25 protein-coding genes, 1 tRNA gene, 1 other RNA gene and 1 pseudogene are annotated in these 25,988 nt (G+C 53.6%); 19 read left to right on the top strand and 9 right to left on the bottom strand.

Annotation, left to right across the window (positions count from 1 at the left end; genetic code table 11):
• The 3 genes from IMQ48_RS14735 to zapA all read right to left on the bottom strand — a co-directional run bounded on the left by IMQ48_RS14735 (position 1) and on the right by zapA (position 1,171).
• Positions 1-597: a 5-formyltetrahydrofolate cyclo-ligase gene (locus IMQ48_RS14735; protein ID WP_196209630.1), complete on the bottom strand. Its 597-nt coding sequence runs from the start codon at positions 595-597 to the stop codon at positions 1-3.
• 19 nt (positions 598-616) lie between these two features.
• Positions 617-800, bottom strand: a non-coding RNA gene (ssrS, locus tag IMQ48_RS14730) — 6S RNA.
• Positions 801-841: 41 nt separating this feature from the next.
• Positions 842-1,171, bottom strand: a complete 330-nt coding sequence (gene zapA / locus IMQ48_RS14725) for a cell division protein ZapA (RefSeq protein ID WP_096755784.1) — start codon at positions 1,169-1,171, stop codon at positions 842-844.
• Between the two features lie 166 nt (positions 1,172-1,337).
• Between zapA and IMQ48_RS14720 the strand changes: the two genes are divergently transcribed.
• The 8 genes and pseudogenes from IMQ48_RS14720 (at position 1,338) to IMQ48_RS14685 (ending at position 11,525) form a co-directional block, all read left to right on the top strand.
• Positions 1,338-1,916 carry a YecA family protein gene (locus IMQ48_RS14720; protein ID WP_196209629.1) on the top strand — a complete coding sequence of 193 codons (579 nt, stop codon included), beginning with the start codon at positions 1,338-1,340 and terminating at the stop codon, positions 1,914-1,916.
• A 26-nt stretch (positions 1,917-1,942) separates the two neighbouring features.
• Positions 1,943-3,259 carry a Xaa-Pro aminopeptidase gene (gene pepP, locus IMQ48_RS14715; protein ID WP_196209628.1) on the top strand — a complete coding sequence of 439 codons (1,317 nt, stop codon included), beginning with the start codon at positions 1,943-1,945 and terminating at the stop codon, positions 3,257-3,259.
• Positions 3,256-4,434, top strand: coding sequence for a 2-octaprenyl-6-methoxyphenyl hydroxylase (gene ubiH, locus IMQ48_RS14710; protein ID WP_196209627.1), 1,179 nt, complete (start codon positions 3,256-3,258; stop codon positions 4,432-4,434). The genes pepP and ubiH overlap by 4 nt, the downstream gene beginning before the upstream one ends.
• 122 nt (positions 4,435-4,556) lie before the next feature.
• On the top strand, positions 4,557-5,759 hold the full coding sequence (ubiI, locus tag IMQ48_RS14705; protein WP_196209626.1) for an FAD-dependent 2-octaprenylphenol hydroxylase: 1,203 nt from the start codon (positions 4,557-4,559) through the stop codon (positions 5,757-5,759).
• Between the two features lie 451 nt (positions 5,760-6,210).
• Positions 6,211-7,305 carry a glycine cleavage system aminomethyltransferase GcvT gene (gcvT, locus tag IMQ48_RS14700; protein WP_196209625.1) on the top strand — a complete coding sequence of 365 codons (1,095 nt, stop codon included), beginning with the start codon at positions 6,211-6,213 and terminating at the stop codon, positions 7,303-7,305.
• Between the two features lie 24 nt (positions 7,306-7,329).
• Positions 7,330-7,719 carry a glycine cleavage system protein GcvH gene (gene gcvH, locus IMQ48_RS14695; RefSeq protein ID WP_045447282.1) on the top strand — a complete coding sequence of 130 codons (390 nt, stop codon included), beginning with the start codon at positions 7,330-7,332 and terminating at the stop codon, positions 7,717-7,719.
• A 127-nt stretch (positions 7,720-7,846) separates the two neighbouring features.
• Positions 7,847-10,720, top strand: a complete 2,874-nt coding sequence (gene gcvP, locus IMQ48_RS14690; protein WP_196209624.1) for an aminomethyl-transferring glycine dehydrogenase — start codon at positions 7,847-7,849, stop codon at positions 10,718-10,720.
• Between the two features lie 62 nt (positions 10,721-10,782).
• Positions 10,783-11,525 (top strand): annotated as a pseudogene (locus IMQ48_RS14685) (SDR family oxidoreductase).
• A 92-nt stretch (positions 11,526-11,617) separates the two neighbouring features.
• Here the strand turns inward: IMQ48_RS14685 and bglA are convergent.
• The gene (gene bglA / locus IMQ48_RS14680; protein WP_196209623.1) at positions 11,618-13,051 is read right to left on the bottom strand and encodes a 6-phospho-beta-glucosidase BglA; all 1,434 of its coding nucleotides are present in this window, start codon (positions 13,049-13,051) and stop codon (positions 11,618-11,620) included.
• Between the two features lie 119 nt (positions 13,052-13,170).
• The gene (locus IMQ48_RS14675) at positions 13,171-13,899 is read right to left on the bottom strand and encodes a MurR/RpiR family transcriptional regulator (protein ID WP_196209682.1); all 729 of its coding nucleotides are present in this window, start codon (positions 13,897-13,899) and stop codon (positions 13,171-13,173) included.
• Between the two features lie 52 nt (positions 13,900-13,951).
• On the opposite strand from IMQ48_RS14675, the gene yqfB reads away from it, so the two are divergent.
• Positions 13,952-14,263 (top strand): N(4)-acetylcytidine aminohydrolase, encoded by a 312-nt coding sequence (gene yqfB, locus IMQ48_RS14670; RefSeq protein ID WP_196209622.1) that lies wholly within the window; start codon positions 13,952-13,954, stop codon positions 14,261-14,263.
• A gap of 162 nt (positions 14,264-14,425) precedes the next feature.
• The gene (locus tag IMQ48_RS14665) at positions 14,426-15,085 is read left to right on the top strand and encodes a hemolysin III family protein (RefSeq protein ID WP_196209621.1); all 660 of its coding nucleotides are present in this window, start codon (positions 14,426-14,428) and stop codon (positions 15,083-15,085) included.
• Between the two features lie 93 nt (positions 15,086-15,178).
• Here the strand turns inward: IMQ48_RS14665 and ygfZ are convergent, their stop codons facing one another.
• Positions 15,179-16,159, bottom strand: a complete 981-nt coding sequence (gene ygfZ / locus IMQ48_RS14660) for a tRNA-modifying protein YgfZ (protein ID WP_196209620.1) — start codon at positions 16,157-16,159, stop codon at positions 15,179-15,181.
• Positions 16,160-16,415: 256 nt separating this feature from the next.
• On the opposite strand from ygfZ, the gene sdhE reads away from it, so the two are divergent.
• Together sdhE and IMQ48_RS14650 are read left to right on the top strand one after the other, a co-directional pair.
• On the top strand, positions 16,416-16,682 hold the full coding sequence (gene sdhE, locus IMQ48_RS14655) for an FAD assembly factor SdhE (protein WP_096755798.1): 267 nt from the start codon (positions 16,416-16,418) through the stop codon (positions 16,680-16,682).
• Positions 16,663-17,070, top strand: coding sequence for a protein YgfX (locus IMQ48_RS14650; protein WP_196209619.1), 408 nt, complete (start codon positions 16,663-16,665; stop codon positions 17,068-17,070). Before sdhE ends, IMQ48_RS14650 begins: the two co-directional genes overlap by 20 nt.
• Positions 17,071-17,114: 44 nt before the next feature.
• Here the strand turns inward: IMQ48_RS14650 and fldB are convergent, their stop codons facing one another.
• Positions 17,115-17,636 (bottom strand): flavodoxin FldB, encoded by a 522-nt coding sequence (fldB, locus tag IMQ48_RS14645; RefSeq protein ID WP_196209618.1) that lies wholly within the window; start codon positions 17,634-17,636, stop codon positions 17,115-17,117.
• A gap of 112 nt (positions 17,637-17,748) precedes the next feature.
• On the opposite strand from fldB, the gene xerD reads away from it, so the two are divergent.
• The 5 genes from xerD to lysS all read left to right on the top strand — a co-directional run bounded on the left by xerD (position 17,749) and on the right by lysS (position 23,837).
• Positions 17,749-18,645, top strand: a complete 897-nt coding sequence (xerD, locus tag IMQ48_RS14640) for a site-specific tyrosine recombinase XerD (RefSeq protein WP_196209617.1) — start codon at positions 17,749-17,751, stop codon at positions 18,643-18,645.
• A gap of 23 nt (positions 18,646-18,668) precedes the next feature.
• Positions 18,669-19,382, top strand: a complete 714-nt coding sequence (gene dsbC / locus IMQ48_RS14635) for a bifunctional protein-disulfide isomerase/oxidoreductase DsbC (RefSeq protein WP_181617792.1) — start codon at positions 18,669-18,671, stop codon at positions 19,380-19,382.
• Between the two features lie 5 nt (positions 19,383-19,387).
• Positions 19,388-21,121 (top strand): single-stranded-DNA-specific exonuclease RecJ, encoded by a 1,734-nt coding sequence (gene recJ / locus IMQ48_RS14630; protein WP_196209616.1) that lies wholly within the window; start codon positions 19,388-19,390, stop codon positions 21,119-21,121.
• Between the two features lie 90 nt (positions 21,122-21,211).
• Positions 21,212-22,310, top strand: a protein-coding gene (gene prfB, locus IMQ48_RS14625) for a peptide chain release factor 2 (protein ID WP_196209615.1) whose coding sequence is annotated in 2 segments (ribosomal slippage) — positions 21,212-21,286 and positions 21,288-22,310 — 1,098 coding nt in all. Because the reading frame shifts where the segments join, the coding sequence is not laid out codon by codon here.
• 9 nt (positions 22,311-22,319) lie between these two features.
• The gene (gene lysS, locus IMQ48_RS14620; RefSeq protein WP_096755805.1) at positions 22,320-23,837 is read left to right on the top strand and encodes a lysine--tRNA ligase; all 1,518 of its coding nucleotides are present in this window, start codon (positions 22,320-22,322) and stop codon (positions 23,835-23,837) included.
• Between the two features lie 93 nt (positions 23,838-23,930).
• On the opposite strand, the gene idi is transcribed toward lysS, so the two are convergent.
• Entirely contained in the window at positions 23,931-24,479 is a 549-nt protein-coding gene (gene idi / locus IMQ48_RS14615; protein WP_196209614.1) for an isopentenyl-diphosphate Delta-isomerase, read from the bottom strand.
• Positions 24,480-24,639: 160 nt separating this feature from the next.
• Here idi and actS point away from each other — a divergent pair, with 160 nt between their 5' ends.
• On the top strand, positions 24,640-25,398 hold the full coding sequence (gene actS / locus IMQ48_RS14610) for an amidase activator ActS (protein ID WP_196209681.1): 759 nt from the start codon (positions 24,640-24,642) through the stop codon (positions 25,396-25,398).
• Between the two features lie 79 nt (positions 25,399-25,477).
• A tRNA-Gly gene (locus IMQ48_RS14605) sits at positions 25,478-25,551 on the top strand.
• Between the two features lie 206 nt (positions 25,552-25,757).
• On the opposite strand, the gene IMQ48_RS23075 is transcribed toward IMQ48_RS14605, so the two are convergent.
• Positions 25,758-25,988 (bottom strand): hypothetical protein (locus IMQ48_RS23075; RefSeq protein ID WP_230326421.1); only part of this gene is annotated, 231 nt, incomplete at its 5' end.

Here is a 25,988-nt window from a genome sequence, read left to right as displayed (position 1 = left end):
CTACCACTCCCATACTTTTGACGGTGTTACCACCGCGGGCAGCGGAATATCCCATTCTTCGACCGGTAACTTCTCCACCCGCTGGCAATCATGTGCGTAGCCCACCGGCTGAATCTGATGCTGCTGCCAGTTTTGTAACGTGCGATCGTAAAAACCGCCACCCATGCCTAAACGTTGTCCGTCTTCATCAAACGCCACCAGTGGTGTAATCAATACATCCAACTTTGACAGCGGCAAAACGTCGCGCACATCAAGTCGCGGCTCCTGGATTTTGAGTCGATTAGTTACCAGGTCGCTGTGCGGATGATAGTGCAGAAAAAGTAAATTACCGCGGCTAAACGGATGCAGAACCGGGAGATAGACGCGCTTTCCTGCACGCCACAACTGTTCGATCAGCGGTTGGGTATCGAGTTCGCCATCAAAAGAGAGAAATACTGCCACGGTGTGCGCGAGTACAACAGGGGGGAAGCTCAGCATTCTGCTCGCGGCCTGCTGACCAAAATGGCGTTGTTGCTCAGAGGTTAGCGCACGGCGACGTTGCCGAATCAGTTGACGAATTTCTTGCCGGGATAAAGGAAGTTCAGAAAGTAGTGTCATGGCTGTTGCCAGGTAGAAGGGAATCTCCGAGATGCCGCCGCAGGCTGTAACCCTTGAACCCTTGGTTCAAGGTGAATGTGTCGTCACAGTTTTAAGGCTTCTCGGACGAACCGAGCATGCTCACCAACCGTGGAGCGCCACATTCTTGTGGTATGAAATATCGGCTCAGGGGACTGGCCCGCTTGCAAACATCTCAGAGAAATTTTGTCTTCACGGTCACTCTACCACAGTAAACCGAAAAGTGTTATTCAAAGTTTTGGCCCGTTTTTTCGGTTATGCGACCCTGATCAAGCAACGCTTGTTCAATGGTTTGTTGTAGCATCCGAATACGTTGTTCCATGCTCGCCGCGTAGTCACGCGTCTTCGCTTTTTCCTGAGTTAACTCATAGCTGATGTTCAACGCGGCGATGAAAACCAGCTGCTCAGTATTTGTGACTCTAGTGCGAACTTTCAGATCTTGCAATCGCTGATTCAGATCGTCCGCAGCCTGATTCAACGCATCTTGTTGTTCAGGCGGGCAATTCACTCGCAGTGAACGGCCAAAAATTTGGATATCGACGGGTTGTGCAGACATGCCACCTTCCTGCTGATTGACTGCGCTGCCTTCGTCTCCAGACCTTGGGTCCGCGAAGGGGCGACACTATAGCTACCCTGGTATGAACATACAAGCCCTTTTCTGGTCCACCAGGGCCCAAAGTGGTAGCATATCATGAATATCCCCCCTTTGATGACGAATGCTTATGTCTATACAGAACGAAATGCCTGGTTACACCGAAGTTAACCAGTTTTTGAACCAACAAGGGGCTGGATTAACCCCGGCCGAAATGCACGGTTTGATCAGCGGGATGATTTGCGGCGGCAACAACGACAGCTCATGGCAGCCGCTGTTGCACGACCTGACCAACGAAGGCTTGGCCTTTGGTCATGAACTGGCCCAGGCGCTGATCAAAATGCATGCGGCGACCAGCGATGCCCTGGAAGATGACGGCTTCCTTTTTCAGCTTTATCTGCCTGAAGGCGACGACGTCAGCGTGTTCGATCGTGCCGATGCGCTGGGGGGCTGGGTCAATCACTTTTTGCTGGGCCTCGGGGTTACACAGCCTAAGCTCGACAAAGTGACAGGCGAAACCGGTGAAGCGATCGACGACCTGCGCAATATCGCCCAGCTGGGATATGACGAAGACGAAGATCAGGAAGAGCTGGAAATGTCGCTCGAAGAGATCATCGAGTACGTGCGAGTTGCTGCGCTGTTGTGCCATGACACGTTTACGCGTCAGCAACCGACCGCGCCGGAAGTGCGTAAACCGACACTGCACTAAGTAACGAGAACGCCACGGAGAGTGTTATGACTCAGCAAGAATACTTACGCCGTCGCCAGGCATTACTGGCGCAAATGCAGCCGGGCAGCGCTGCGCTGATTTTCGCGGCCCCAGAAGCGACGCGCAGTGCGGACAGTGAATATCCGTACCGCCAGAGCAGCGACTTTTGGTACTTCACTGGCTTTAACGAACCTGAAGCCGTGCTGGTGCTGATTAAAAGTGATGACACTCATAACCATAGCGTTCTGTTCAACCGGGTACGTGACCTGACGGCGGAGATCTGGTTTGGTCGCCGTCTGGGGCAAGATGCCGCCCCCGAGAAACTGGGCGTTGATCGGGCGTTAGCGTTCAGCGAAATCAACCAGCAGTTGTATCAGTTGCTTAACGGTCTGGACACGGTGTACCACGCCCAGGGCGAGTATGCCTGGGCTGATGAGATCGTGTTTACGGCGATGGATAAACTGCGCAAAGGCTCCCGGCAGAACCTGAAAGCGCCGGCCACGATTGTTGACTGGCGTCCGATAGTGCACGAGATGCGCCTGTTCAAATCGCCGGAAGAGATAGCGGTTATGCGTCGCGCCGGTGAAATCAGCGCGCTGGCACATACCCGCGCGATGGAAAAATGCCGTCCGGGAATGTTCGAATACCAACTGGAAGGAGAGATCCACCATGAATTTACCCGTCATGGTGCGCGTTATCCTTCCTATAACACCATTGTCGGCAGCGGTGTAAACGGCTGCATTCTGCATTACACCGAAAACGAAAGTGAAATGCGCGATGGCGATTTGGTGTTGATTGACGCCGGCTGCGAATACAGAGGTTATGCTGGCGACATTACCCGCACCTTCCCGGTCAACGGAAAGTTCAGCCCCGCCCAGCGAGAGATCTATGACATCGTGCTGGCGTCGCTGGAAACCAGCCTGCGTCTGTATCGTCCGGGGACCTCCATCCAGGACGTGACGGGAGAGGTGGTGCGCATCATGATTACCGGTCTGGTAAAACTGGGTATTCTGCACGGTGATGTCGATCAACTGATTGCTGACAACGCACACCGTCCTTTCTTTATGCATGGCCTGAGCCACTGGCTGGGGCTAGATGTCCACGATGTTGGCGTTTATGGCCAGGATCGCTCGCGTATCCTCGAACCGGGGATGGTACTCACCGTCGAGCCTGGACTGTATATTGCGCCGGACGCCGACGTACCAGCGGCTTATCGCGGTATCGGTATTCGTATTGAAGATGACATCCTGATTACCGAAGACGGTAATGAAAACCTGACCGCCAGCGTAGTGAAAAAGGCGGATGACATTGAAGCCCTGATGGCTGCGGCGCGGCTGCAATGAGCGTGATTATTGTCGGTGGCGGTATGGTTGGTGCGATGCTGGCGCTGGCTATTTCAGAGCTTAGCCATGGGACGCTGCCGGTCCATCTTATTGAAGCGAGCGAGCCAGATACTGACCGCCATCCGGGATTTGACGCCCGGGCGATTGCGCTGGCCGCAGGCACCTGCCAGCAATTGGCGCGAATTGGCATCTGGCAGGCCATTGCCGATTGCGCAACCGCAATCAAAACGGTGCACGTCAGCGACCGTGGACATGCTGGGTTTGTGACGCTTGATGCGCAGGAATATCGTATTCCTGCGCTGGGTCAGGTGGTGGAGCTGCATGACGTCGGGCTACGCCTGTTTGCGCTGTTGCGCAAAGCGCGCGGCGTCACGCTACATTGCCCTGACCGGGTGGCCAGCGTGTCGCGTACCCAGCAGCACGTTGAGGTCACGCTGGAGAATGGCGAGGTGATTTCCGGTCGTGTGCTGGTAGCCGCTGACGGCACACGCTCTGCGCTGGCGACCGCCTGCGGCGTTGACTGGCAGCAGCAGCCTTACGAGCAATTGGCGGTGATCGCCAACGTCACCACCTCTGTCCCGCACAACGGGCGGGCGTTTGAACGTTTCACGCAGCATGGCCCGCTGGCTATGTTACCAATGTCAGATGGCCGCTGCTCGCTGGTGTGGTGTCATCCGCTGGAAAGGCGTGATCAGATCATGGCCTGGTCCGACGAACAGTTTTGCCGCGAACTGCAAACCGCGTTTGGCTGGCGACTAGGGCAGATTACGCAAGCCGGTAAACGTAGCACCTACCCGCTATCTTTAACCACCGCGGTGAAGGCGATTACCCATCGCACAGTGCTGGTGGGCAATGCGGCACAGACGCTGCACCCCATTGCCGGTCAAGGTTTTAACCTCGGCCTGCGCGATGTCATGAGCCTTGCCGAAACGTTGACGCAGGCACAGGATGCCGCCGAAGACGTGGGCGATTATGCGGTGCTGTCGCGCTATCAGCAGCGTCGTGAGACCGATCGCGAAACAACGATTGGCGTGACTAACAGCCTGGTGTATTTGTTTGCCAATCGCTGGGCTCCGCTGGTCGTTGGACGCAACGCGGGTCTTATGGCGATGGAATTATTGACGCCAGCCCGCGATGCGTTGGCGGAGCGGACCCTCGGTTGGGTCGCGCGATAAATATAGCCAGTAGGCCTGATAAGCGTAGCGCCATCAGGAAAATGCAATGGCAATCATGCCGGATGGCGGCTTCGCCTGATCCGGCCTACGGTATTTGATAGTCCCGTTTTCAGGAGCAAACAGTGCAAAGTGTTGATGTAGCAATTGTTGGTGGCGGCATGGTGGGACTGGCGGTTGCCTGCGGCTTGCAGGGCTCCGGGTTACGCGTTGCCGTATTAGAACAACATGTTCCGCAGCCTCTGGCGGCGGATGCACCTCCTCAGCTTCGCGTGTCGGCCATTAACGCCGCCAGCGAAAAACTGCTGACCCGTCTTGGCGTATGGTCAGACATTGTTGCCCGCCGGGCTTGCTGCTACCACGGGATGGAAGTCTGGGACAAAGACAGCTTTGGGCGCATCGAATTTGATGACCAAAGCATGGGCTACAGCCATTTAGGACACATCGTTGAAAATTCGGTGGTCCACTACGCGCTGTGGCAAAAGGCGCAGCAGTCGGCGGATATTACGCTAATGGCTCCGGCAGAACTGCAGCAGGTGGCCTGGGGGGAGAACGAGGCTTTTCTGACCCTGAAGGACGGCTCTATGCTGACCGCGCGCTTGGTCATCGGCGCGGACGGCGCGAACTCCTGGTTGCGTAACAAAGCGGATATCCCGCTGACCTTCTGGGATTATCGCCATCATGCGCTGGTGGCAACCATTTGTACCGAGGATGCTCACGGTGCAGTTGCTCGCCAGGCGTTCCATGGTGAAGGCATTCTGGCGTTCTTACCGCTCAGCGATCCGCATTTGTGCTCTATCGTCTGGTCTCTCTCGCCGCAAGAAGCCGAACGTATGCAGCAGGCAAGCGCTGATGAGTTTAACCAGGCGCTGAATATCGCCTTTGATAATCGCCTGGGGTTATGTTGTGTAGAGAGTGAACGTCAGGTGTTTCCGCTGACGGGGCGCTATGCCCGCCAGTTTGCCGCGCATCGCCTGGCGCTGGTCGGTGATGCGGCACATACCATCCATCCGCTGGCAGGACAGGGGGTTAACCTCGGTTTTATGGATGCTGCGGAGCTGATTGATGAGCTCAAACGTCTGCAACGCCAGGGGAAAGACATCGGTCAGTACCTCTATCTGCGTCGTTACGAGCGTAGCCGTAAGCACAGTGCGGCGGTGATGCTGGCCGGTATGCAGGGGTTCCGCGAGCTGTTTGCCGGCGCGAATCCGGCGAAGAAACTGCTGCGTGATATTGGTCTGAAACTGGCCGATACCCTGCCAGGCGTAAAACCACAACTCATCCGTCAGGCGATGGGATTAAACGATCTTCCTGAGTGGTTGCGCTAACGTCCGTCAGGACAATTTTAAGAGTTTGAGACCCGTCACACTTTCCTCTCCCGGCCTGCGCGCCGGGATGCTTCTCTCATTTGAAATAATCTAATTTCACGCCTCTTTTCGCATTAGTTTTTTTAATATTACTATTTTCTTATAATGCCATTTTTGACATTTTTTCCACATTTAATATTGATTTTATGCGATGTGTTTCGTCATGTTTATCTATTATTCTAATTTCGTGGTCACGAATTGGTTTTTTATTCTGTAGGCGATCTGGCTATTTTTAGCCATAAGCTAATGTGATGGTTAATTTTGCCTTATGGTTAAGCGTCTGTTTCGGTGGTAAGTTCAAGGCAAAGAGAACGTTTGCGTCGCAGCCCCCGGAGCGGCTGCGGTGCTGGGTTTCGTGGTGAAGATGTCACCGCGAAAGAGTTGATAGCCCCGCTTATTCAACGAGGAAAAGATGGCTCAACAGACTCCTTTGTACGAACAACACACGCTATGCGGCGCGCGCATGGTTGATTTCCATGGCTGGATGATGCCTCTTCACTACGGTTCTCAGCTCGACGAGCACCACGCTGTTCGCACTGACGCCGGAATGTTTGATGTGTCGCACATGACCATCGTCGACCTGCGCGGCAGTCGCACCCGGGAGTTCTTGCGTTATCTGCTGGCAAACGACGTCGCGAAGCTAACGAAAACCGGCAAAGCTCTTTACTCCGGTATGCTCAACGCGTCAGGCGGCGTGATAGATGACCTGATCGTCTACTACTTCACTGAAGATTTCTTCCGCCTCGTTGTTAACTCCGCCACCCGCGAAAAAGACCTCTCCTGGATAACCCAACACGCTGAACCTTACGCCATCGACATTACCGTTCGTGATGACCTGTCGATGATTGCGGTGCAGGGACCGAATGCTCAGGCTAAAGCCGCCACGCTGTTTACTGAAGAACAGCGTCATGCGGTAGAAGGTATGAAGCCGTTCTTTGGTGTGCAGGCTGGTGATTTGTTTATCGCCACCACTGGCTATACCGGCGAAGCGGGCTATGAAATCGCCCTGCCAAATGAAAAAGCCGCGGATTTCTGGCGTGCGCTGGTCGATGCAGGCGTACAGCCATGTGGTCTGGGCGCGCGCGATACGCTCCGTCTGGAAGCTGGTATGAACCTGTACAGCCAGGAAATGGACGAGGGTATTTCTCCACTGGCCGCCAATATGGGCTGGACCATCGCGTGGGAACCGGCTGACCGCGACTTTATTGGTCGCGAAGCGCTGGAAATGCAGCGTGAAAAAGGCCACGAGCAGTTGGTGGGCCTGGTAATGACCGAGAAAGGTGTTCTGCGTAATGAACTGCCGGTGCGCTTTACTGATGCCCAGGGCAACCTGCAGGAAGGCATTATCACCAGCGGTACGTTCTCTCCTACGCTCGGCTACAGCATTGCACTGGCGCGCGTACCTGCAGGTATCGGCGAGACGGCAATCGTGCAGATCCGTAACCGTGAAATGCCGGTAAAAGTGACTAAACCTGTTTTTGTGCGTAACGGCAAAGCCGTCGCGTGATTCATCCTTTTTGGAGATTGATTGATGAGCAACGTACCAGCAGAACTGAAATACAGTAAAGAACACGAATGGCTGCGCAAAGAAGCTGACGGCTCTTACACCGTTGGGATCACCGAACACGCTCAGGAACTGCTGGGTGACATGGTGTTCGTTGACCTGCCAGAAGTGGGTGCCACCGTCAGCGCGGGCGATGACTGCGCGGTTGCGGAATCTGTAAAAGCGGCCTCCGATATCTATGCGCCAGTGGGCGGTGAGATTGTGGCGGTGAATGACGCGCTCAGCGATTCCCCGGAACTGGTGAACAGCGAGCCGTACACCGGCGGCTGGATCTTCAAGATCAAAGCCAGCGACGAAAGCGAAATCGAATCACTGCTGGATGCCACTGCGTACGAGGCATTACTGGAAGACGAATAAGATTGTGCCGGATGGCACTGCGTTTATCCGGCCTACGGTTTTATGTAGGCCCGGTAAGCGTCAGCGCCACCGGGCAATTGAGTTAGAGACAATCACGATTCACTGCACGTTTCAGGAACCATCGCCCATGACACAGACGTTAAGCCAGCTTGAAAACAGCGGCGCTTTCATTGAACGCCATATCGGACCGGACGCCGCGCAGCAGCAAGAAATGCTGAATGCGGTTGGCGCCGAGTCGTTAAACGCGCTGATCGGCCAGATTGTGCCGAAAGACATTCAGCTCGCAACCCCGCCACAGGTGGGTACTGCTGCGACCGAATACGCTGCGCTGGCAGAGTTAAAAGCCATCGCCGGGCGTAACAAGCGCTTCACGTCCTACATTGGCATGGGTTATACCTCCGTGCAGTTACCGCCGGTTATCCTGCGTAATATGCTGGAAAACCCGGGTTGGTACACCGCATATACGCCGTATCAACCAGAAGTCTCCCAGGGCCGTCTGGAAGCACTGCTTAACTTCCAGCAGGTGACGTTGGATCTGACCGGTCTGGATATGGCTTCCGCTTCTCTGCTGGATGAAGCCACCGCGGCTGCCGAAGCCATGGCGATGGCAAAACGCGTCAGTAAACTGAAAAACGCCAACCGCTTCTTTGTGGCGTCTGATGTTCATCCGCAAACGCTGGATGTTGTCCGTACCCGTGCGGAAACCTTCGGCTTTGATGTCATCGTTGACGACGCAGCAAAAGCGCTGGATCACCAGGATGTCTTCGGGGTGCTGCTGCAACAAGTGGGCACTACCGGTGAAGTTCACGACTACAGCACGCTGATTGCTGAACTGAAAGCGCGTAAAGTGGTGGTCAGCGTAGCGGCCGATTTTATGGCGCTGGTTCTGCTGACTGCCCCGGGCAAACAGGGCGCGGACATTGTTTTCGGCTCCGCTCAGCGCTTTGGCGTACCGATGGGTTACGGCGGTCCGCACGCGGCATTCTTTGCAGCCAAAGACGAATTCAAACGCTCCATGCCAGGCCGTATTATCGGCGTCTCCAAAGATGCCGCAGGTAATACCGCATTGCGCATGGCGATGCAGACTCGCGAGCAGCATATTCGCCGTGAGAAAGCGAACTCCAATATTTGTACCTCGCAGGTACTGCTGGCAAACATCGCCAGCCTGTATGCCGTTTACCACGGTCCAGTCGGACTGAAGCGTATTGCGAACCGCATCCACCGCCTGACCGATATTCTGGCCGCGGGTCTGCAACAGAAAGGGTTGAAGCTGCGTCATGCGCATTACTTTGACACCCTGTGTGTCGAAGTCGCTGATAAAGCGGCCGTGCTGGCGCGTGCCGAAGCGGCAGAAATCAACCTGCGCAGCGATATTCATAACGCCGTAGGCATTACGCTCGACGAAACCACCACCCGTGAAAATGTGGTGCAGTTGTTTAATGTACTGCTGGGCGACAGCCACGGCCTGAACATCGACACGCTGGATAAAGACGTGGCGCTCGACAGCCGTTCTATTCAGGACAGCATGCTGCGTGATGATGCGATCCTGAGTCATCCGGTGTTCAATCGCTACCACAGCGAAACCGAGATGATGCGCTACATGCACTCGCTGGAACGTAAAGATCTGGCGCTGAATCAGGCAATGATCCCACTGGGTTCCTGCACCATGAAGCTGAACGCGGCCGCCGAGATGATCCCAATCACCTGGCCTGAATTTGCTGAACTGCACCCGTTCTGCCCACCAGAGCAGGCGGAAGGGTATCAGCAGATGATTGGTCAGCTTTCTGAGTGGCTGGTAAAACTGACCGGTTATGACGCTGTCTGCATGCAGCCGAACTCCGGCGCACAGGGTGAATATGCAGGCCTGCTGGCGATTCGTCACTATCACGAAAGCCGTAACGATGGTCATCGCGATATCTGCCTGATCCCGGCCTCTGCTCACGGTACCAACCCGGCTTCCGCCCAAATGGCGGGTATGCAGGTGGTGGTGGTGGCCTGTGATAAGAACGGCAACATAGATCTTGGCGATCTGCGCGAAAAAGCGGCGCAGGCGGGTGAAAACCTATCCTGCATTATGGTGACCTATCCATCCACCCACGGCGTGTACGAAGAAACGATCCGTGAAGTATGCGAAGTCGTGCATCAGTTTGGCGGCCAGGTTTACCTCGATGGCGCGAACATGAACGCTCAGGTCGGTATCACCACGCCGGGCTTTATCGGCGCGGATGTATCACACCTCAACCTGCATAAAACCTTCTGCATTCCGCACGGCGGCGGCGGTCCGGGTATGGGGCCGATCGGTGTTAAATCGCACCTCGCACCGTTCGTGCCGGGTCACAGTGTGGTACAGATTGAAGGCATGCTCACTCGTCAGGGTGCGGTATCTGCCGCACCGTTCGGTAGCGCCTCCATTCTGCCGATCAGCTGGATGTACATCCGCATGATGGGCGCTGAAGGTCTGAAGCAGGCAAGCCAGGTGGCAATTCTGAATGCCAACTACATTGCCAGCCGTCTGAAAGATGCCTACCCGGTTCTGTATACCGGTCGTGATGGTCGCGTGGCGCACGAGTGTATTCTCGACATTCGTCCACTGAAGGAAGAGACCGGTATCAGCGAGCTGGATATTGCCAAGCGCCTGATCGACTACGGTTTCCATGCGCCAACCATGTCGTTCCCGGTAGCGGGTACGCTGATGGTGGAGCCTACGGAATCTGAAGGTAAAGTGGAATTGGATCGTTTTATCGATGCGATGCTGGCAATCCGCGCAGAGATCGATCGTGTGAAAGCAGGCGAGTGGCCGCTGGAAGATAACCCGCTGGTTAACGCGCCGCACACCCAGAACGAGCTGGTGGCGGAGTGGAATCACGGTTACAGCCGTGAAATTGCGGTCTTCCCGGCTGGCGTGGCAAATAAATACTGGCCAACGGTGAAACGTCTTGATGACGTTTACGGTGACCGTAATCTGTTCTGCTCTTGCGTGCCGATGAGTGAATACCAGTAACTAGCTTATTCAACTAACCTTTAAAGGCGCTTCGGCGCCTTTATTTTTTGGGGAGAAATGTTATGGCAATAGTACTGGTAACTGGCGGTAGTCGCGGTATTGGGCGCGCAACCGCGCTACAGCTGGCAGAAGAAGGCTACACGGTTGCGGTTAACTTCCATCACAATATTCGTGCGGCAACCGAGGTGGTGAATCACATTGCGACAGCAGGCGGCAAAGCATTTGCCCTGCGGGCAGATATCAGCGATGAAAGCCAGGTTGTGGCAATGTTTGAGGCTATCGATCGGGAAGGTGAACCACTGGCTGCGCTGGTGAACAATGCCGGGATTTTGTTCGAGCAGAGCACGGTAGAAAACTTTACTGCCGAACGCATCAACCGCGTACTGGCAACCAACGTTACCGGCTATTTCCTGTGTTGTCGGGAAGCGGTTAAGCGGATGTCGTTGAAGCATGGCGGTAGGGGCGGGGCGATTGTTAACGTCTCCTCGGCGGCATCGCGGCTGGGCGCACCGTTTGAATATATCGACTATGCAGCGTCGAAAGGGGCGGTAGATACGTTGACGACGGGGTTAGCGCTGGAGGTGGCGGCGCAAGGTATCCGTGTGAACGGCGTGCGTCCTGGCCTAATCTACACCGACATGCATGCGTCTGGTGGGGAGCCCGGACGGGTTGATCGCGTAAAGTCGATGTTACCGATGCAGCGTGGCGGGCAGCCGGAAGAGGTGCGCAGGCTATCACCTGGCTACTGAGTGAGAAGGCATCTTACGTAACGGGCAGTTTTCTGGAGCTGGCGGGTGGGAAGTAGCGCGTTGATTGCCGGATGGCGCATCGCTTATCGGCCTACGGGAAATTAACGTGTAGGCCGGATAAGGCGTTTACGCCGCCATCCGGCAAAAATCACAGATTTTCGCCGTTGCTGGCGATCACCTCTTTGTACCAGTTGAAGCTTTTCTTGCGTGAACGCGACATATCTCCGGTGCCGTCGTCGTGTTTGTTCACATAGATAAAACCGTAGCGTTTGCTGTACTGACCGGTGGTGAACGACACGCAGTCAATGCAGCCCCACGGTGTGTAGCCCATCAAATCTACGCCATCGTACGTTACTGCTTTCATCATCTCTTCGATGTGGGCGCGTAGGTAGTCGATGCGATAGTCATCGTTGATGCTGCCATCTTCTTCTACTTTGTCGTACGCACCAAAGCCGTTTTCAACGATAAACAGCGGCTTCTGATAGCGTTCGTACAGCTCACATAAGGCATAGCGCAGGCCGACGGGATCTATCTGCCAGCCCCAGTCGGAGGCTTTAACGTGTGGGTTGGGGACGCTGCCTTCGAAGCCGGAAATCGCGTCACCGCTGCCACCTTCCGCTTTCACGGCGTTGGTCATGTAGTAGCTGAAGCCCAGGTAGTCGCAGGTGCCTTCACGCAGGATCTGTTCGTCGCCAGCTTCCATTTTAATATTGAATTCACGACGTTCCCATTCGTTCAGTACATAAGAGGGGTAATAACCGCGTAGCTGAACGTCGGTGAAGACGTAGCGTTCACGCATCGATTCCTGCGCAAACATCATATCCTCTGGTTTACAGGAGAAGGGGTACAGCGGCACCATCGCCAGCATGCAACCGACTTTCATTTCGGGATTAATGCGCCGCGCCGCTTTCACCGCCAGCGCGCTGGCAACAAACTGGTGATGCAGCACCTGATACAGAGTTTCTTCCGGATTTTCATGCTCGGTGTACACCACGCCGGAACAGCAATAGCCAAACAGCGGCGCACGCCAGTTACGCTGGTTGTTGATCTCATTAAAGGTCATCCAATATTTGACCTTGTGCTTGTAGCGCTCAAAGACCACTTCGGCAAAACGAACGAAGAAGTCGACCACTTTACGATTGGTCCAGCTACCGTACTGCTGTACCAGGTGCAGCGGCATTTCGAAGTGGGAGAGGGTAATGACCGGCTCAATGTTGTACTTGAGTAGCTCATCGAACATGTCGTCGTAAAACTTCAACCCTTCTTCATTTGGCTGAGTTTCGTCACCTTGCGGGAAGATTCGGGTCCAGGCGATAGACGTACGGAAGCATTTGAAGCCCATCTCAGCAAACAGCTTTATGTCTTCTTTGTAATGACCATAAAAATCGACGGCTTCGTGGTTCGGGTAGTATTTGCCTGGAATGACGCTCTGGGTGATTTCGCGCGGAACACCGTGCGCGCCGCCAGTCAACACGTCACAGATACTGGGCCCTTTGCCGCCTTTATTCCAGGCACCTTCAACCTGATGCGCCGCAACCGCGCCGCCCCATAAAAAATCTTTCGGTAAACTCAGTTTTTTCATTTGCGCTCAGTCTCAAATTAATGCCATTTGATTTTGAGTCTAACAAAGGAAAGGTAAATGTCACGATATAACAAAATAGGCTTAATGTGATTTGTTACATCAAAAAAACAGTTTGTTTTTTATGTCAATCTTTTCGCCAGTTTGCGACCCAATGATTCCAGAATATAAATTACGGGGATTTGCGTGGTTATATCATACCTCCCCGCAATGCGGGTTTGCGGCACATGCCAGGAGAGGTTAAAGTCAGCCAACTTCGCCAGACGTGAGTGCTCATGGCTGGTAACCGACAATACTTTGCAGTTGTGGAGACTGAACTGGCTGGCGAAACGTAAGATCTCCTCGGTTTCACCAGAGACGGAAAGGACAATCGCCAGCGCGTTACGGGCCATATCGTTGGTAACCGGGAAATAAGGATCATCAATATGGTTACTGAATTTTCCGACGTTTGAGAAAAAACGTGCACCGTATTTAGCCAAAGATCCGGATGTGCCCGCACCGACGAATATAATTCGTTCGGAAGACAATATAATATCAACAGCCTGATCGAGTAATGTATCGAACTCGTCGTTATTCACGCCCTTAAAGAAGCTGATTATTTCGCTGGCACCAAAATTAGCCTGTTGCGGTTCATTCTGCTCTAAATATAATTTAAAGCGTATACGAAACTCAGAGTAGCCCTCACAGCTAAGCTTGCGGCAAAAGCGTAGCACGGTGGTGGTCGAAACCCCTACGGCGTCAGCCAGTTCGCGAATAGTCATATACATGACTTTGTCACGGTTCTTGATGACATAGTTGTAGACCAACATCTCTAGATTGTTGAGACTGGCGATGGCGGCGTGGGAGAACATACTCACAATGGCAAAACTCACTCATCAGACTTCATCTACAGGGAATAATAACATGCAGCCAAATGACATCACTTTTTTTCAGCGTTTCCAGGATGACATTCTGGCCGGACGCAAGACCATCACTATTCGCGATGAGTCTGAATCCCACTTCAAAACCGGTGACATTCTACGGGTTGGACGCTTCGAAGATGACGGCTACTTCTGCACTATCGAAGTGGTAGGCACCTCAACCGTGACATTGGATACGCTGAGCGAAAAACATGCTCAGCAGGAAAATATGACCCTCGTCGAGCTTAAACGCGTGATTACTGAGATCTATCCAAATCAGATGCAATTTTATGTGATTGATTTTAAATGTCTTTGACGTGATCGGTACGCTTGTTAGCTGAAAAATAAAATATAATTATATGATTTTTATGGGTTATGTATTTTTTGATATTTATTTTGGCTAACAGGTGTTCACTGGAACCATTCTCAGTTACGCTAGAAGCGCAATCACGAAAGTGTTCGTTTTTTGGAGTAAGCTATGGTTCAGAAGCCATTAATCGTGCAGGGATATTCGCTGGCAGAGGAAATCGCCAACAGCATCAGCCACGGTATCGGGCTGGTGTTTGGTATAGTCGGACTGGTGTTGTTACTGGTTCAGGCTGTGGATACCAATGCCAGTGCTATGGCCATTACCAGCTATAGCCTGTATGGCGGCAGCATGATCTTGCTGTTTCTCGCTTCGACTTTGTATCACGCGATCCCTCATCAGCGTGCGAAAATTTGGCTGAAAAAATTCGACCATTGCGCTATTTACCTGCTGATTGCCGGGACCTATACGCCATTTCTGTTGGTAGGGCTGGATTCACCATTGGCGCGTGGGTTGATGGTGGTGATTTGGAGTCTGGCGCTGCTCGGTATTCTGTTCAAACTGACCATTGCCCACCGCTTTAAGGTTTTGTCACTGGTGACCTACCTGACCATGGGCTGGCTGTCATTGATTGTGGTGTATCAACTGGCGATTAAGCTGGCGGCTGGGGGCGTAACGTTGCTGGCGGTCGGCGGTGTAGTTTATTCACTGGGCGTCATTTTCTACGTCTGCAAGCGTATCCCTTACAACCATGCAATCTGGCATGGATTTGTGCTGGGCGGCAGCGTGTGCCATTTTCTGGCCATCTATCTTTATGTTGGGCAGGCGTAATTCTTGATGCCGGATGGCGGCTGACACTTTACCAGTCCTACAAGATAATACCCTGTAGCCCTGGTAAGCGTAGCGCCATCAGGCATGAGTCATTTACTCTTCCAGCGAATACGGCAGCGGTACAATATGCAGCGTTTTTGCGTCGTCGCGAACGCGGAATACGCTGTCGGCTTCCATGTCGTTATTCATCACCACCTGCACCAGTACCTGACCGTCCGCCAGTTGTACTGCAGCAAGTACGGTGCCGGTTCGGCGCCAGTTTTCTCCCATTTTCAGTTCCAGGTCTTCACCTGCTTCCGGTAACCGGCTGGCAGAACCTGCCAGTGACCACAGCGCACGTTTGTTGGCACCGCGGAATTTTGCTCGGGCGACCATTTCCTGACCGGTATAGCAGCCTTTTTTGAAGCTGATTCCGCCCAGGGCCTGCAAGTTGGTGGCCTGTGGAATGAACTGCCCGCTGTTGGCGGAATCAATGACGGCGATCCCGGCTTCGATATCCAGTGCCAGCCACTGTTGGCTGTTGTTCAACTCCGCTTCACCACGCAGTTTTTCTACCAGCGTTTCCGCCGTGGCAGTATCAGTAATCAACAGGAAGCGTTCAGCGGGGTGTTCGAACCACAATATTGTGGACGCACCTTCGGTAATCACCTGCTTATCGCGGGTTGGCAGTTCGCTAAAGAGATTGTCCAGCGCAGCACGCGCCTGGAATCCGGCAACGCCCAACAGCACGCGCTCGTCGTCAGGGGCAATCACCACCTTTGAGAAGACGGCATATTTTTTCAGTTCGGTAAGCTGGGCATCGCGCAGACTACGGCGTTCAAGCCACGCAAAGCCGTCATTCTGGCGGAAGAGGCGCAGGTTGCTCCACATTTTGCCTTTGGCGTCGCAATGGGCAGCCAGCACATGCTGATGCTCGGTCAACTGACTGATATCAGCAGTAACCTGGCCCTGAATATACTTCTCACTGTCGGTGCCGGTAATGGTCGCGAGCGCCCAATCATCAAGCGTTATCAGCGTCAGAGGCAAACGCGTTGACGCACAAGGCTGACGAGGAGGAAAAGATGTAAAAGCCATAATAATGTCCTGATTTGCTTAACGCAGTAATAGTGACTAATGGTAAAAGAGCTATGGCCTATTGCAAGCGGTTTAAACATCCTGATTGTGCCATATTTTAAGCTTTGCGAGGAGACATCCACAATTGATGAACCCTTTGACTTAATGTGGTTTTATTTAGCGATCGCGCTTCCGTTTACTGATATTCCCGCAAAAGAGTGTGAAAAACACGTTACAATAGCCGGGTACTTCGTTTTCGCGAGACAGGAAGAAGAACATGGATATTAACAACAAAGCACGTATTCATTGGGCATGCCGTCGCGGTATGCGTGAGCTGGACATTTCAATCATGCCGTTTTTCGAACATGAATATGACAACTTAAGTGATGACGAAAAACGCATCTTCATCCGTTTGCTGGAGTGTGATGACCCCGATTTATTTAACTGGTTGATGAATCACGGGAAGCCGGCTGATGCACAGCTGGAGCAAATGGTACGGCTTATCCAGACACGGAATCGGGAACGTGGTCCAGTGGCAATCTGATTTACGCGTCTCCTGGCGCGCACAGTGGATTTCGCTGCTCATTCATGGGTTGGTGGCGGTGCTTATTTTATTGATGCCCTGGCCACTGAGTTACACCCCTTTATGGTTGATTTTGCTCTCTCTGGTAGTGTTCGATTGCGTGCGCAGTCAGCGCCGTATCAACGCGTGTCAGGGCGAGATTAGACTATTGATGGATGGTCGCCTGCGTTGGCAAGGACAAGAGTGGACTATTGTTAGCGCGCCCTGGATGATGAAAACGGGCATGATGTTGCGTTTGCGGTCAGGTACAGGAAAACATCAGCATCTGTGGCTGGCAGCGGACAGTATGGATGATGCCGAGTGGCGGGATTTGCGTCGGTTGATATTACAACCGTCGATGCAGAAATAGCCTGACGGTAAGGTTGCAGACCTTTACCGTCAGTCAGCAGGCGATCAGGACCAGTGTTCGGCCATTTCGCCGAGAATTTGCTCGCACCATGTCTGAATGCGTTCATCACTAAGGTCGTACTGGTTGGTTTCATCCAGCGCAAGGCCGACAAACAGTTGCCCATCGGCAATAACAGGTTTATCGCTGGTAAATTCATAGCCTTCTGTTGGCCAGTAACCGACAAACTTCACCCCTTTAGTGACCAGTTTGTCGTGCAGCATCCCCAGCGCATCCAGGAACCATTCGCCGTAGCCCAACTGATCGCCCATGCCGTAAAGAGCAACAATTTTGCCTTCCAGGTTGAGGTTATCCAGCTGATCCCAGACGGCTTCCCAGTCCTCCTGAATTTCACCGAAATCCCAGGTCGGGATACCTAAAATGAGCACGTCGTACTGCTCCATTAAGGTCGGGGAATCATCCTTGAGGTTGTGTAATGTCACCAGCTCGGGACCAAGAATATCGCGGATTTTCTCTGCTGCCATCTCGGTGTAGCACGTGCTGGAACCGTAAAAAAGACCCATGTTCATTACTAAACGTCTCAATTCTGCTGTAGCGTTGCGCGTAGTGTATCAGAATCCCCGCAATCACGGCACAATGAGGCATAATGCATCAAAAATGAGAATGAAATAAGGGGCGCGAGTGGAACAAGATCTGGCGCGCATCGAGCAATTTCTTGATGCCCTGTGGCTGGAGCGCAATCTGGCGGAAAACACGTTAAGTGCATATCGTCGCGATCTGACCATGCTTGTTGAATGGCTACACCATCGCAGTGTTTCTCTGGCGACGGTACAGAGCGATGACCTGCAAGCACTGCTGGCCGAGCGGATGGATGGTGGGTATAAAGCTACCAGTTCCGCGCGCTTGCTTAGTGCAACACGGCGTTTTTTTCAGCATCTATACCGTGAGAAATTTCGTGATGATGATCCCAGCGCGTCGCTGGCTTCACCTAAGCTACCGCAGCGTCTGCCAAAAGATCTCAGTGAGGCGCAGGTCGAGCGCTTGCTGCAGGCCCCGCTGATTGACCAGCCGCTGGAACTCCGTGACAAAGCCATGCTCGAAGTATTATACGCTACTGGTTTGCGTGTTTCTGAGCTGGTGGGGCTGACGATGAGTGATATCAGTCTGCGTCAGGGTGTTGTGCGGGTCATTGGTAAAGGTAATAAAGAGAGGCTGGTACCGTTGGGTGAAGAGGCCGTGTACTGGGTGGAAACATACCTGGAACACGGACGACCATGGTTGCTCAATGGCGTCTCAATTGATGTGCTGTTTCCTAGCCAGCGTGCGCAGCAGATGACACGCCAGACCTTCTGGCATCGAATTAAACACTATGCTGTGTTAGCGGGAATCGACAGCGAGAAGCTGTCGCCGCACGTACTGCGGCATGCTTTTGCCACGCATTTGCTTAACCATGGCGCTGATTTGCGTGTGGTGCAGATGCTGCTTGGTCATAGCGATCTCTCTACCACACAAATTTATACTCATGTCGCAACGGAGCGCTTGCGTCAATTACATCAACAGCATCACCCGCGTGCGTGAGTGCTGACAGGAAAGGATAGGTTATGAAGAAAAGTTTTATGATGCTCACCCTGCTGGCGACGGCGTTTTCAGGCATGGTGCAGGCAGACGACGCGGCGATTCGTCAGTCATTGACGAAGCTGGGCGTGCAAAGCACCGAAATCCAACCTGCTCCGATTGCGGGAATGAAAACCGTACTGACCAACAGTGGTGTGCTGTACGTGACTGAAGACGGTAAGCACATTATTCAGGGACCGATGTATGACGTGAGCGGCGCAAGTCCGGTGAACGTCACCAATCAACTGCTGATGAAGCAGCTGAACGCGCTGGAAAAAGAGATGATCATCTACAAAGCGCCGCAGGAAAAACACGTTATTACCATTTTCACCGACATCACCTGTGGCTACTGTCACAAGTTGCACGAAGAGATGAAAGACTACAACGCGCTGGGGATTACTGTACGATATTTGGCCTTCCCTCGTCAGGGACTGGAAAGCCAGGCCGAGCAAGATATGAAGTCCATCTGGTGTGCGTCAGACAAAAACAAAGCGTTTGATGATGCCATGGCGGGTAAAAGTGTGAAACCGGCGACCTGTGATGTGGATATTGCTGACCACTACGCGCTGGGCGTGCAGTTTGGTGTGAGTGGCACGCCAGCGATCGTCCTGAGCAACGGCTATGTTGTTCCGGGCTACCAGGGGCCGAAAGAGATGAAAGCGTTCCTCGACGCACACCAAAAACAGACCAGCGGTAAATAATTCGCGTGAAACAACTGATACAACTTCGTCGTCGTGAAGCCGACGAAACGGTCGACCTTCCTGCAGATTTACCGCCACTGCTGCGTCGTTTGTACGCCAGTCGCGGTGTGCGCAGTGCGCTGGAGCTTGAGCGTAGCGTCAAAGGTATGTTGCCGTGGCAGCAATTGAGCGGTGTCGAAAAGGCGGTTGAGATCCTCTATAGCGCCTTTCGTGACGGCACCCGCATTATCGTGGTGGGGGATTTTGACGCCGATGGCGCAACCAGCACGGCGCTGAGCATTCTGGCGATGCGTGCGTTAGGTTGTAGCAACATTGACTATCTGGTGCCTAACCGTTTTGAAGATGGCTATGGCTTGAGCCCGGAAGTGGTGGATCAGGCACATGCCCGGGGCGCTGAGCTGATCGTCACCGTTGACAACGGCATCTCTTCCCATGCCGGCGTTGAGCATGCCAGAACGCTGGGGATCCCAGTCGTGGTTACCGATCACCACCTGCCTGGAGATACTCTGCCGGGCGCAGTGGCGATTATCAATCCTAATCTGCACGACTGTACGTTCCCGTCGAAATCACTGGCGGGCGTCGGCGTAGCTTTTTATCTGATGTTGGCGCTGCGTACTTTTCTTCGTGATAAGGGCTGGTTTGATGAGCGCGGTATCACCCCGCCAAACCTTGCGGATTTGCTTGATCTGGTTGCGCTAGGTACGGTGGCCGATGTCGTCCCGCTGGACGCCAATAACCGCATCCTGACGTGGCAAGGCTTGAGCCGTATTCGCGCGGGGAAATGTCGCCCGGGTATTAAAGCGCTGCTTGAGATTTCGAATCGCGACCCGCAAAAATTGGCCGCCAGCGATTTAGGCTTTGCGCTGGGGCCACGCCTGAATGCGGCAGGCCGCCTGGATGATATGTCCGTTGGCGTGGCGCTGTTGCTGTGCGACAACATTGGCGATGCGCGGGTGCTTGCCAGTGAACTGGATGCGCTCAACCAGACGCGGAAAGAGATAGAGCAGGGCATGCAGACGGAAGCGCTGACCCTGTGCGAGAAGCTTGAGCGCAGCAGCGAGACGCTGCCTGGCGGACTGGCGATGTATCATCCCGAGTGGCATCAGGGCGTGGTAGGGATCCTGGCCTCACGCATTAAAGAGCGTTTTCACCGTCCGGTGATCGCCTTTGCACCGGCTGGAGACGGCACCCTTAAAGGGTCGGGGCGTTCGATTCAGGGCCTGCACATGCGAGATGCGCTGGAGCGACTGGATACCCTTTACCCAGGCATGATCCTTAAGTTCGGCGGCCACGCCATGGCGGCAGGATTATCGCTGGAAGAGGCGCAGTTTGAGTGCTTCCAGCAGCGTTTTGGCGAGCTGGTGACCGAGTGGCTCGACCCCGCCTTACTGCAGGGTGAAGTGGTCTCCGATGGCCCGCTAAGCGCGGCGGAGATGACCATGGAGGTCGCACAAATGCTGCGTGATGCCGGGCCGTGGGGACAAATGTTCCCGGAGCCGCTGTTTGACGGGCGCTTTCGCCTGCTTCAGCAGCGTCTGGTTGGCGAGCGTCATCTGAAGGTGATGGTTGAGCCCGTCGACGGCGGACCGCTGCTGGACGGTATTGCGTTTAATGTCGATACCGCTATCTGGCCGGATAACGGCGTACGTGAAGTCACGCTGGCCTACAAGCTGGATATTAACGAGTTCCGTGGCAACCGCTCATTGCAAATTATTATCGATAATATCTGGCCACTTTAGCGTCACTATCTCTATAAAAAAGAGCGTGGATTGGTTACAATCCCGCTCTTATAACCGCATTTTGACTCGTCCAATAAAAGAAAACAGACCATGTTTGAAATTAATCCGGTAAATAACCGCATTCAGGACCTCACGGAACGCTCTGACGTTCTTAGGGGGTATCTTTGACTATGATGCCAAGAAAGAGCGTCTGGAAGAAGTAAACGCCGAGCTGGAACAGCCGGACGTCTGGAACGAACCCGAACGCGCACAGGCGCTGGGCAAAGAACGCTCCTCCCTTGAGGCCATTGTCGACACGCTCGACCAAATGAGCCAGGGCCTGGAAGATGTCTCCGGCCTGTTGGAACTGGCTGTAGAAGCCGACGACGAAGAAACCTTTAACGAAGCCGTTGCCGAACTCGATACGCTGGAAGAAAAGCTGGCGCAACTGGAGTTCCGTCGTATGTTCTCCGGTGAATATGACAGCGCAGATTGCTATCTCGATATTCAGGCCGGTTCTGGTGGCACCGAAGCACAGGACTGGGCCAGCATGCTGATGCGCATGTATCTGCGTTGGGCTGAAGCCCGCGGCTTTAAGACTGAAATTATTGAAGAATCTGAAGGTGAAGTGGCGGGTATTAAATCCGTGACCATCAGAATCGCTGGCGAATATGCTTACGGCTGGCTGCGTACTGAAACCGGCGTACACCGCCTGGTACGTAAGAGTCCGTTTGACTCAGGCGGCCGCCGCCATACGTCGTTCAGCTCTGCGTTTGTCTACCCGGAAGTTGACGATGACATTGATATCGAAATCAACCCGGCAGACCTGCGCATCGATGTTTACCGTGCCTCGGGTGCGGGCGGTCAGCACGTTAACCGTACGGAATCTGCGGTGCGTATTACTCACATTCCAAGCGGATTAGTGACACAGTGCCAGAACGACCGTTCCCAGCACAAGAACAAAGACCAGGCCATGAAGCAGATGAAAGCGAAGCTTTATGAACTGGAGATGCAGAAGAAGAATGCCGAGAAGCAGGCGATGGAAGACACCAAGTCCGACATCGGCTGGGGTAGCCAGATTCGTTCTTATGTCCTCGATGACTCCCGCATTAAAGATCTGCGTACTGGGGTTGAAACCCGTAACACGCAGGCGGTGCTGGATGGCAGCCTGGATCAATTTATCGAAGCAAGTTTGAAAGCAGGGTTATGAGGAACCAACATGTCTGAACAACACGCACAGGGCGCTGACGCGGTAGCCGACCTTAACAATGAACTGAAAACGCGCCGTGAGAAGCTGGCTAATCTGCGCGAGCAGGGGATCCCGTTCCCGAACGATTTCCGTCGCGATCACACCTCAGACCAACTGCACGCTGACTTCGACGCGAAAGAAAACGAAGAGCTGGAAGCGCTGAACATTGAGGTATCCGTTGCCGGACGTATGATGACCCGCCGCATCATGGGTAAAGCCTCATTCGTTACCCTGCAGGACGTTGGCGGCCGTATTCAGCTGTACGTTGCGCGTGACGATCTGCCGGAAGGCATTTACAACGAGCAGTTTAAAAAATGGGATCTGGGCGATATCCTCGGCGCGAAAGGTAAGTTGTTTAAGACCAAAACCGGCGAGCTGTCCATCCATTGCACTGAGCTGCGTCTGCTGACTAAAGCGCTGCGTCCGCTGCCGGACAAATTCCATGGCCTGCAGGATCAGGAAGCGCGTTACCGTCAGCGCTACCTGGATCTCATCTCTAACGATGAATCGCGCAACACCTTTAAAGTGCGCTCACAGATCATGGCGGGTATCCGTCAGTTCATGGTTGGCCGTGGCTTTATGGAAGTGGAAACCCCGATGATGCAGGTGATCCCAGGCGGTGCCGCCGCACGCCCGTTCATCACCCATCATAACGCGTTGGATCTGGACATGTACCTGCGTATCGCGCCGGAACTGTACCTCAAGCGTCTGGTGGTTGGCGGCTTCGAACGCGTGTTCGAAATTAACCGTAACTTCCGTAACGAAGGCATCTCGGTTCGTCATAACCCAGAGTTCACCATGATGGAACTCTATATGGCTTATGCGGACTACAAAGATCTGATCGAACTGACCGAATCGCTGTTCCGCACGCTGGCGCAGGACGTTCTGGGAACCACCGAAGTGCCTTACGGCGAAGAAGTCTTCGACTTTGGTAAACCGTTCGAAAAACTGACCATGCGTGAAGCCATTCAGAAATACCGTCCGGAAACCAACATGGCGGATCTGGATAACTTCGACTCTGCTAAAGCGATTGCTGAATCTATCGGCATCAAGGTTGAGAAGAGCTGGGGTCTGGGCCGTATCGTGACAGAGATCTTTGAAGAAGTGGCGGAAGCGCACCTGATTCAGCCGACCTTCATTACCGAGTATCCGGCAGAAGTCTCTCCGCTGGCGCGTCGTAACGATGACAACCCGGAAATCACTGACCGTTTCGAATTCTTCATCGGTGGACGTGAAATCGGTAACGGTTTCAGCGAGCTGAACGATGCAGAAGATCAGGCGCAGCGTTTCCAGGATCAGGTTAACGCCAAAGATGCGGGCGATGACGAAGCGATGTTCTACGACGAAGACTATGTTACCGCTCTGGAACACGGTCTGCCGCCGACAGCCGGTCTGGGGATTGGTATCGACCGTATGGTTATGCTGTTCACCAACAGCCATACCATCCGCGACGTGATCCTGTTCCCGGCGATGCGTCCGGTTAAATAAGATGTGAAATGCCGGATCGCGCCACGCTTTTCCGGCCTACGAGATGCATGATTTGTAGGCCGGATAAAACGCTTTCGCGTTGCCATCCGGCTATCAATTACGGTTGGCAAACTCGCGCAGTAATTCTCGCGCCTTATCGTTTGAAACCTGCATTACCATCCACGGGCTGAAGGCCCAAGGCGTGGCATCCAGCGCACGTAAGACATCCTCAAGTTCACTCCACTGCTCATCCATTACTTCATCCGCGTTTGACCGTAGCGCACTGATAACTTGTGCGGCATAGACCGGGCAAACTTCGTTTTCCACAATTCCACTGGGATCTGCGGCGCGGTAACGAAAATCAGGATACACGGGCGTGAGTTCGGCAACCTCCACACCCAGTTCGAAGCGAGCGCGACGGATAATAGCGTCAGTAGTGTTTTCACCGGACTGCGGATGGCCGCAGACCGAGTTAGTCCAGACGCCTGGCCAGGCTTTTTTGTGTAGCGAACGCCGAGTCACCAACAGTTGGCCCTGGTCGTTAAATAGCCAGCACGAAAAGGCAGAGTGCAGGGGCGTTGTGGCGGTATGCGCCGCATATTTTTCCAGTGTTCCGCAGGGCTGGTCCTGCTCATTCAATAAAATGACATGTTCCTGTCGCATCGCGTTCACCATTAATCTTGAGCGTCACTATTATATGCCTAATTGTGACGGATTGATTATCCGTCGGTGTGAAATGCCTGAACAGACGATTCGCGTCGCGATATGATTTGGCATCCGGCATCTGGCTGCTATGATAAAGCGTCTTAAAATGTTGCGAGGAATTGTTTTGAGTGCAGGACGCCTGATGAGAAAACGCTTTGTTATCACAATAATGTTGCTGAGCAGCCTGATCGTCGCGGGATGTTCAAGCTCATCTGATTCCAGTTCTGGTTCTACCTATACTGTTAAGCGGGGAGATACACTGTATGGTATTTCACGTGCGACAGGGACCAGCGTCAAAGAGATCGCGCGCCTGAACAACATTTCTCCCCCCTATACCATTGAAGTCGGGCAAAAGCTTAAGGTCAGCGGTGGCGCAAAGACCAGCACGGCATCGGCGAAAACAAAATCTAAATCGAAATCCTCCACCAAAACGGCAGCAGTCAGACCGTCTTCTTCTGTGCCGCAGTCATCCTGGCCGCCGGTAGGGCAACGCTGTTGGCAGTGGCCAGCGAGTGGGAAGGTGATACTGCCATACTCCACGGCGGAAGGTGGCAACAAGGGGATTGATATCTCTGCCGCGCGCGGCACACCTGTTTATGCGGCTGGAGCCGGGAAGGTGGTCTATGTCGGCAATCAGCTGCGTGGCTACGGCAACCTCGTGATGATCAAACATGGTGAAGATTATATTACCGCCTACGCCCATAACGACACACTGTTGGTCAACAACGGGCAAACAGTGAAAGCAGGGCAGAAAATTGCCACCATGGGCAGTTCTGATGCGGCTTCAGTACGCCTGCATTTCCAGATCCGCTATCGTGCAACGGCTATCGATCCGCAGCGCTATCTGCCGCCGCAGGGCAGCAAGCCAAAATGCTGACGGTGAATTAATCGCCAGTCAGTCGATCAGCCCCTTGCCAGGAAGTGTGTAAGGTTTATAATCCCTTACGCACTTCAATGCGGGCGTAGTTCAATGGTAGAACGAGAGCTTCCCAAGCTCTATACGAGGGTTCGATTCCCTTCGCCCGCTCCAGAATCTCCCCTTGTGGAGCAAGCATTCTAAAATGCTGCTCTGCCAGCATGTTACGCAGTAGTGCTTACTAACATGCTGAGGCGTTCTACCATAGTTCACTACTTTGACACTTGTCACGAATGGTTACTCGGTGAAATGAGAGTTTAGCCAATCGTCGGCGGTGGTTTCAAGTTCTTACCGCGATAGTCCAACAATGAACGCAAAGCCTACACCAGGCAGCGACGGATCGCACTTCTCATAACCTTACAGTGAAGCGCATTTTTTGCCGATGCTCCCACATGCCACACGTCGAGATGACGTTGCAGGGAATAAACAGGTTTTATGGTGGTGATGCTCCGGTAGCTACAGATCCGGCTCTGCCAGCGGTTCGGCCTCGCTCCTTCGGGTACATGGTCATCCTGATAAACTTCACTGTCTGACATAACCCTGATGAAGTC

Source organism: Citrobacter sp. Res13-Sevr-PEB04-36, from assembly GCF_015672735.1.
Classification (GTDB): domain Bacteria; phylum Pseudomonadota; class Gammaproteobacteria; order Enterobacterales; family Enterobacteriaceae; genus Citrobacter.
This window is presented reverse-complemented; position numbering and strand designations above follow the sequence as displayed.

Excerpts from the sequence above, each read along its gene's own strand:
- IMQ48_RS14735 (WP_196209630.1), bottom strand. The coding sequence starts at position 597 with ATGACACTACTTTCTGAACTTCCTTTATCCCGGCAAGAAATTCGTCAA.
- IMQ48_RS14720 (WP_196209629.1), top strand. The coding sequence starts at position 1,338 with ATGTCTATACAGAACGAAATGCCTGGTTACACCGAAGTTAACCAGTTT.
- IMQ48_RS14665 (WP_196209621.1), top strand. The coding sequence starts at position 14,426 with ATGGTTCAGAAGCCATTAATCGTGCAGGGATATTCGCTGGCAGAGGAA.
- sdhE (WP_096755798.1), top strand. The coding sequence starts at position 16,416 with ATGGATATTAACAACAAAGCACGTATTCATTGGGCATGCCGTCGCGGT.
- ubiH (WP_196209627.1), top strand. The coding sequence starts at position 3,256 with ATGAGCGTGATTATTGTCGGTGGCGGTATGGTTGGTGCGATGCTGGCG.
- fldB (WP_196209618.1), bottom strand. The coding sequence starts at position 17,636 with ATGAACATGGGTCTTTTTTACGGTTCCAGCACGTGCTACACCGAGATG.
- gcvH (WP_045447282.1), top strand. The coding sequence starts at position 7,330 with ATGAGCAACGTACCAGCAGAACTGAAATACAGTAAAGAACACGAATGG.
- pepP (WP_196209628.1), top strand. The coding sequence starts at position 1,943 with ATGACTCAGCAAGAATACTTACGCCGTCGCCAGGCATTACTGGCGCAA.
- gcvT (WP_196209625.1), top strand. The coding sequence starts at position 6,211 with ATGGCTCAACAGACTCCTTTGTACGAACAACACACGCTATGCGGCGCG.
- bglA (WP_196209623.1), bottom strand. The coding sequence starts at position 13,051 with ATGAAAAAACTGAGTTTACCGAAAGATTTTTTATGGGGCGGCGCGGTT.
- zapA (WP_096755784.1), bottom strand. The coding sequence starts at position 1,171 with ATGTCTGCACAACCCGTCGATATCCAAATTTTTGGCCGTTCACTGCGA.
- yqfB (WP_196209622.1), top strand. The coding sequence starts at position 13,952 with ATGCAGCCAAATGACATCACTTTTTTTCAGCGTTTCCAGGATGACATT.
- IMQ48_RS14675 (WP_196209682.1), bottom strand. The coding sequence starts at position 13,899 with ATGTTCTCCCACGCCGCCATCGCCAGTCTCAACAATCTAGAGATGTTG.
- gcvP (WP_196209624.1), top strand. The coding sequence starts at position 7,847 with ATGACACAGACGTTAAGCCAGCTTGAAAACAGCGGCGCTTTCATTGAA.
- ygfZ (WP_196209620.1), bottom strand. The coding sequence starts at position 16,159 with ATGGCTTTTACATCTTTTCCTCCTCGTCAGCCTTGTGCGTCAACGCGT.
- lysS (WP_096755805.1), top strand. The coding sequence starts at position 22,320 with ATGTCTGAACAACACGCACAGGGCGCTGACGCGGTAGCCGACCTTAAC.
- dsbC (WP_181617792.1), top strand. The coding sequence starts at position 18,669 with ATGAAGAAAAGTTTTATGATGCTCACCCTGCTGGCGACGGCGTTTTCA.
- idi (WP_196209614.1), bottom strand. The coding sequence starts at position 24,479 with ATGCGACAGGAACATGTCATTTTATTGAATGAGCAGGACCAGCCCTGC.